Genomic DNA, 4,278 nt, shown 5'->3' on the forward strand with positions numbered 1-4,278 from the left:
TACCAAGTCACCTCAAGCCCAACTCGACCGCTGATGCTGTGCCCATCACCACTGCCCATTGTTTGGTTGTAGTCAGTACCAACAAACGCGCTAATGCTTTCTGTAACTTTACCCGTTACACCTACACCGATCTGGGCCCAAGTCCCACCTAAGCGTGTATCCAGTGATACAGCATTACTGCCTTGCAAATTGGTAAATGTCGTGCGGCTATCAGGGCCAATTTGTTGCCACACGTTGGCACGAGCCCACACCGTTGCAGGCTGATCGCTGTTGAGGTTCAGCTGCTTAGTCAAACGTGACCCGACACGCGCATAGCCTGTTTTGGTGTCGTCAAACTTAACTTTACCAAACGTGTCCTGGTCACGATCCAGCGAAATCTGCTGGTAGATCAGTTGCGCTTGAGGTTCTACAGCCCAATTGTTACCCAAGGCGATCGGATAACCGCCCTCTACCGAAGCAGTCATGCCACGGCCTTTGGTTCTGAGCTTCTCACCCTCTCCAGAATTAGTTTTGACATCGCTGTAAACCGTTCCCTGCAGAACCGAATCTACATACCAGCCGTTTTCACCTTTACGCGTCCAGTAAGCGCCCAGCGAGGTAGCGTCCATTGAAGCTGAACCAGCGCGCCCCCCGTTAACGGCATCCACATTGCCTGAAATGTCACCCCGTCCTACATAAATACCGGCGACATCCGTAGTGCCATTGGGATTCTTCGCCCCATAGAGATCCTGCCCTACCTGGAAGCCTTTAATGTCGTAGTCATAGGAAGATCCTTGATCCATAAAGGCACCATATCCAGACTTACCTGCGCTACCTTTTTCAGCAAGCACGCGGCCCCAGGTAGTTGGTTTAACGGTTGTATCCTTCTCATTGGCTGACGACTCAGCGCGACGGTCGTGATAGGTACCCAGCATCGCTAGGCTAAAGCGGTTAGTGAGAGCAGGCAACGCCATGTTCAAGGGGACTTCAGGCCGGTAGTTAGGACGGGTTACCGGATCTACTACAGGAGGAGTTACGTTCGTCGTGGAACGCAAATACCAATTACCATCGCTACCCGCTAGCCCATTCTGCTGCAATGTATATTCATACGCACCTGCTGCAACTCGATTACCTAAGGCGAAGGCCCCTGCAGCAGAAGCGCTTGCATCATTAACATGCACCACCTCAATACCGTCGCCCGTTGTCAGTGCGCCCAAACCATTGACATTGTTGACCTCTAGACGCGTCGCGCCGCTTCCCAAAACCACTTTCCCTGCAACGAGCTTATCAGTCGGCGAAGAGTCATTGCCGAGTTGGGTTTTTAACGACAATAAACCACCATTACTCGTATACGTATCGTTGACTGTTACAGTGGTACCTAAAGCCCCCCCAACGTAAATGCTACCTGAGTTGTCCAAGCGATTAAGCTTGGAGTCACCTGTAACCATCCACTTGCTTGTTAGGTCAAGCGACAATGAATCGATTGCATTAGTACTACCTGTCCAGCTTGAGCTGTTCAGCAAGGAAACCTTGGTTCTAGAGTTTAGTAATGCATCAACATTACTAGGGTTAGCAAAGGTTATATTTCCTTGTGCATAGACATTATTGTCCAGAGTAAGGTTAACCAGACTGTTTTCGCTCGCAATAGACAATAGCGTGCCATTGCCTCCGACAACCTGTGCGCTATTTTCTAAATTGATGGTTGCATCGCCACTGGCTAACATTGCCCCGTACGATGCACTGCTCAAGGTACCACCCTGCATATTCAGAGTGCCTTTTACATCTGCGGCCCATGCATCCGTGCCTTCGGTGCGTACTTGTGTACTGAAAAGATTTACAGTCGACCCTAAGGCACTGTCGTCAAGGACTTTGATACCTGTTGAACCTTGACCACTTGTGAGGATGCTACTACCAGTGACATTGACGATTCCAGAATTAAAAGCATTGATGGCGTTTGAGTTTTGGCCTGTAGTGAATAGTGTACTGTTGACCATGTCGATTTTTCCTTGGTCAGCGAGCGCTCCATAGGCCTGCTGGCCGCTGGTATTGAGGGTTGTATTGTTCGCCTTAATGGCCGATCCAGCACCACTGGCCACAAGACCATTGGCGCTGTCGCCCGAGGTAAAGACAGTGCTGTTGGAGACATCGATGGCAGCGCCCGTCAAGGCAAAAGCACCGTGGGAGTTTAGGCCCGTTGTATTAATATCGAGGCCGGTAGCGATGACGTTAGCGCTGTCCTCGGCAAACAGTCCGTAGGCGCCGTTCTCACCGGTGGTGCTGATTTTGCTCGAGCCGAGGCTGACGGTCGAACCCACGCCTGTGGCTGAAACTCCTCGGCCGCCCTGACCCGTGGTGGAAATGTCTAAGCCGGTACCTGTAAAAGCAGATGCCGATGAAACCTGAATGGCATGGCCTGTGGAGTCGGCGGAGCTTTTAAGAACAGAGTCAGTGACTGTCGCTTTCGCGCCCTGGATGAGCGCAACGGCGCCCGTAGCACCATTGAGGGTGCTGTCGTTGACCAGTACGCTACTGCCAGATCCTTGCGCGTAGATCGCGCTACCGTTTGCCGCTGTGACAGTCGCTCCATCCGCATCGAAGGAACCACTTCCTGTAGGGCTGCCGAATCCGATCAGCACACTTGGCGCGGCGCCGCCTGTATTGATGACGCTGCCGATTCCGTTGGTGTCGCGCCGCAAGGCGACAGTGCCTTCATTGGTAATGAAGATGCCATTAGAGTTTGTGTTATTGGTCGCGACGGTGCCGCCGTAAAAGCGAATTGCGCTCCCTGCTCCATCTGAATACAGGCCTCGCGAGCTACCCCCGCTGGTGAGAACTGAAACGCCTGTGGCATCTACGGTACCGCCACTCAAGGCCTGCAGGCCCTGTGCGGCATCTCCCTGGGTGGTCACACTAGTGCCGACCAGGGCAGCCTGCCCGGCGTTTTGTGCGAGAACGCCACTGCCCTGCAGGCCAGTTGTGTTGATCGATCCACCTTGCATAGTGATCTGAGAGCCTGCCGCGTCAGCGAAAAGTCCATAGGCCTGCTGACCTGCAGTATTTATGGCGCCCCCGCCTAGTAATTTGATGGTGCCTTGATTGCCTGCACCAGCGCCATGTGCTTCGGCTCCAGAGGTTGTTATAGAGGTCGAACCATTGAATGTGCCGCTGCTCGCAGGACCATCAACGGAAATGCCCTGGGCTTGATTCAGGGTAGTGGTTAATTCGGTAGAGCCGGACGCTGAAACGGCCCCACCGTTGAGGACGCGAATAGCGGTTCCCGATGTATTCATCACCCCACTAGCATAGCTGACTGAAGATCCGGCATCGGTTACGAAAATACCATTTGGATTAGGGTTGCCATTGCTGCCCACTGTAAGATTTATATCTTTTAAAGATATAGTGCTGCCTTCGGTACTCAGGATAGCCGCAGCGCCGTCAGTAGTTATGCTTACTGGGCCAGCCGCTGTGATAAGCGCATTACCGGATTGTGCGCTTATACCTGCTCCCCCGATATTGTTACCATGGTGTACAATAGTCGTATTACTACCAAGGTTTACAATGCTTCCGTCATGATGTGCTGACACGCCTGTGTTATAAGAGCCTGTTCCAACCGCGAATATATCTAACGCCCCTTGTACATTAATTACTCCGCCCATTTCAGAATAAACGGCACCATGGGAAGCTTGCAATCCACCTTGAGTTAGCTGTACTGCTGGAGCGGTTATATTGAGGACGGAACCAATTCCATATGTTTTTAATAAAAAGACATCATTGGTTTGGTAAGTGGAGAGCGCAGCAGTACAGGTCTCACCGCTGGTGACGTTAACACCTGAACTTGAATCGGCTGGACACGCTGCATAGGCATAGCCGGAAAACAAAAAAGTAGCAGGTGAGATTAGCGCAACGGCTAAGGCTGTTTTAATAAAATTGAATTCTGATGGAGAGGTGTTACGCATCGCCGCAAGCGGAATATTTCGAGGCAGGGTCGTTTTCGATTTAAAATTCATCATGGAGGCTCTGAGCAAGAAGGTTTAGGCAGTTCTAAAGCCGGGCAGACGGGCAGGAAGAGCTTTTTAAAAGCGCAAGTAATCCTAAACCATGAGCGTAGTAGCGAAATTCGATTTTTGTAGGAATTTTCTTTTCTGGATTGGCGGTATCTCATCAGTGAGCGAGTGCGCCTCTGGCGAACTGGTCATAGCTGGTACTGGATGGAATGTAAAACAACCCAAATGAGACCAGTCTGTCCAAACCACCCTATTGGTACCGATGATTATGGGGTGAAGCTGTCCCCGTCAAAAA

The 4,278-nt window shown here is 51.5% G+C and carries 1 protein-coding gene; it reads right to left on the bottom strand.

Annotated features, from left to right (window positions below):
• On the bottom strand, positions 1-3,989 hold a 3,989-nt coding region (locus E0F99_RS29160), incomplete at its 3' end, for an autotransporter outer membrane beta-barrel domain-containing protein (RefSeq protein WP_130909111.1).
• Positions 3,990-4,278: the final 289 nt, after the last annotated feature.

Origin of the sequence: Pseudomonas antarctica, from assembly GCF_900624995.1 — a bacterium.
Lineage (GTDB): Bacteria > Pseudomonadota > Gammaproteobacteria > Pseudomonadales > Pseudomonadaceae > Aquipseudomonas > Aquipseudomonas antarctica.